General features: G+C 56.2%; 3 protein-coding genes. All 3 read right to left on the bottom strand.

Annotated elements, in window-relative coordinates; genetic code table 11:
* Nucleotides 1-569 precede the first annotated feature (569 nt).
* Nucleotides 570-1,235 carry a hypothetical protein gene (locus tag C4885_RS15880; RefSeq protein ID WP_114001265.1) on the bottom strand — a complete coding sequence of 222 codons (666 nt, stop codon included), beginning with the start codon at nt 1,233-1,235 and terminating at the stop codon, nt 570-572.
* Nucleotides 1,232-1,741, bottom strand: coding sequence for an RNA polymerase sigma factor (locus C4885_RS15875; RefSeq protein ID WP_114001264.1), 510 nt, complete (start codon nt 1,739-1,741; stop codon nt 1,232-1,234). The genes C4885_RS15880 and C4885_RS15875 overlap by 4 nt, the downstream gene beginning before the upstream one ends.
* A gap of 233 nt (nt 1,742-1,974) precedes the next feature.
* A complete protein-coding gene (locus C4885_RS15870; RefSeq protein ID WP_114001263.1) occupies nt 1,975-2,712 on the bottom strand; it encodes a MerR family transcriptional regulator in 738 nt (245 codons plus the stop codon).
* Nucleotides 2,713-2,874 lie beyond the last annotated feature (162 nt).

Raw genomic sequence — 2,874 nt, 5'->3', positions numbered from 1 at the left:
TTATCGAGAATTTTGGCAACGCAGATGCCGTGCCGCAGCCGCCGGAGCGGTGCTTAAGCCGTCAGGCGGGAATTGTGCGGTGTTGCCTTAACTATAAATGTGACCGTCAACATTGCAATCGTATTTTGGCTTCCCTTGAGGGAAGCTGTTCGCGCAGCGGATTGAAGGATAGTTCCACACGCAGAGCCTAAAAATGCAGGTTATTATTCCCACCCGGCGGCCAGAGGGCTCTGCGCCCGCAGGCGCGTTTCGGAGGCCAACCGGGATTGAAAATCCCGGCTCTTAGGCCGGAGATGGCCGCCCTACCGCGCAATAGTTTAATAGAATATTATGTCATTTAAAATGTGCGCCAAAATTCATGTCCGTCCGGGGCATTGTCCCCTACAAATGCTTTGCGATGTTTGGCACTACAGAGCATATGTTCGGCAAGATTCAGGCCCGTCCGGGGCGCCGCCCCCTACAAATAATTTATTTGTTTCTCCCGTATTTTTAATGCATAGTCCGGCCTCAGGTCCGGCTGGATCGGGTGTCCCCGTCCTACAGTGCAGCGGGCGTGTAGTCATCCGTTCTTACCGTATCCCCTGCAAAATCTCCACCACTTCCGCTTTATCCTGCCAACGGTACACCGATGCCACATAGTAGCTGTCCCCTGCTGTCCATGCCACCACACTGCAATCCTCAATCTGCTCCGCAGTCAAAGCAGCAATGTCATCCACAATCATGATTTGTTGTTCTATGTTCGCTTTATCTTCCTCGGTAATGGCATCATCCGGCCCGCGGCCCTGAATGTTGACTTTGTTTTCCAGCGGCATTTGGGCAATGCCCAGCACCTGGTGTTCTTTACTCTGCTTGCCGTTATCGATCAGGCAGGAGTACGCGCCGTATTCCTGATAGGTGCTGTCATCCCATGTCACGGTGCAGCCATCCGGCAGCCAGGTCAGCTGCATTTGTTCCATGGGGATGCTGTTCTGCGGTGCTTCCTGCACGGCAAGGTATGCCCGGCTGCCCTCCAGGATCACGGCAACTCTTGGCCAAAAGGCATAGGCGGTTGTTGCCAGCACTGCGCAGACGGCAGCGATGATGACCGTTTTCAGCAGCCGCCGGGGTGTGCGGCGCACCTGCGGCACAAATGGCATTGGCACATTGGCTGGTTCCAACTGTTCCAGCGCCGCCAGATCCGCGCGTTGCTGGGCGGCGCACGCCTGCACCAGCAGTTCATCCAATGGTTCTTTCATAAGGTCAAGTCCTCCTGTTCCAGTAATTGTTTCAGCTTTTGCCGGGCGCGGCGGCTGCGCTGGCGCACCGTAGCGGCATGCAGCCCCAGTGCTGCCGCAATTTGTGCCCCGGTCATGCCCTGCCCGTATTGCAGCTGCAAGATGGCGCGGTCGGTTTCTTCCAGCGCCTGCATTGCCGCCAGCAGGCAGCGCACGGCCTCGCTGCGTTCCAGCTTTTCCTGCGGCAGCGGGCCAGCATCCGGCAGGGCGGCAAATACTGCATCTTCTGCCGGTTCGGCCCGTCGGCTCCGCCGCATGTTCAGGGCCGTATGGCGCACCGTGACCAGCAGCAAATGGCGCAGCTTTTCCGCATCGGTCGTATCGGGCCGTGCCCGGTTCAGCCGCAGCCAGCTTTCCTGCACAGCATCCTGCGCCAGATGGCTGTCCTGCAAAATTCTGTCTGCCAGTGCGCACAGGCGGCCATAATCCTGTATGAACGCCTGCTGCAAGGTATCTGCCGAGAACATTCTCTTCTCCCTCCTTTTTCCTTTATTCAGAAAGGCCTTTCACTTCTCTAACACGCCGTCCCCACATTTTGTGACAGCAAAAGCGGCACCCATGTTACCGGGTGCCGCTCTGTTTCCTATGGCAACACCGCACAATTCCCGCCTTGCGGCTTAAGCACCGCTCCGGCAACTGCGGCACGGCATCTGCCGCACCTCGCTCGCCGTATCGGCACTTAGAATTATGCGGTATTGCCCTATGTTTCTTCTCCCCTGCAATAATATTCAATCGCCCTGGCGGCAAATTCTGCCGCACCGGGGCCGCCTGCGGCGTTGATGTTTTTGGTAAACTCACCGCCCGCCGCGTACATCTGCCCCAGCTGGGCCAGAATCTGCTTATTGCAGGTGTAATAGTGCCGGGTGATGAAATCCTTCAGTGTTTTCACCTGTGCCTGCACCGCCGGGTCCTGGGCTGGGCGGGTCTGCAAAGTGCCAAACGCCGCCACAATAGCCATCAACTGGGCATTGATTGTATTGCTTTCTTGTGGGGTACGTTTGGCGCTTTTTCCCTCAAATTCCTGGTACTCCGGAGTTGTGCCCCACGCCTGTTTTGCCTGGCGGGCATATTCTTCCAGTTTTGTGGTATCAAATGCGGTAAAATCCATTGGCTTTCCTCCTGTCTGCTGCATCCTGCGGGCAAGGTCGATCAGGTTTTCCAGGCGCTGCTTTTTCAGCGTCAGCAGCTCCATTTGCTGTGTCAGTGCCTTTTCGCGGTCAAATCCCAGCTGGGTCATGATCTGTCTGATATCTTTTAAGGGGAATTCCATCTCCCGGAACAGCAGGATCTGCTGCAAAGCTGCCAGCGCTGTATCGTCATACAGGCGGTAGCCCGCTTCGGTGTGCCCGTTTGGGTGCAGCAAGCCGATTTTATCGTAATATTGCAGGGTGCGTATACTCACGCCGGTCAGGCGGCTTACTTCACTTACGGTCATCATTGGTTTTCCCTCCTTCCCTTGCGGCAATTCCAGCGTACTCTATTACGCAGCGTCAGAGTCAAGAGGTTTTCATAAAAATTTTCATAAGGCAACACCGCACAATTCCCGCCTTGCGGCTTAAGCACCGCTCCGGCAGCTGCGGCACGGCATCTGCGTTGCCAA

It is taken from the genome of Subdoligranulum sp. APC924/74, assembly GCF_003324125.1.
Lineage (GTDB): Bacteria > Bacillota > Clostridia > Oscillospirales > Ruminococcaceae > Gemmiger > Gemmiger qucibialis.
The sequence above is the reverse complement of the archived record's forward strand: the minus strand, read 5'-3'. Positions and strand labels throughout refer to the sequence as shown.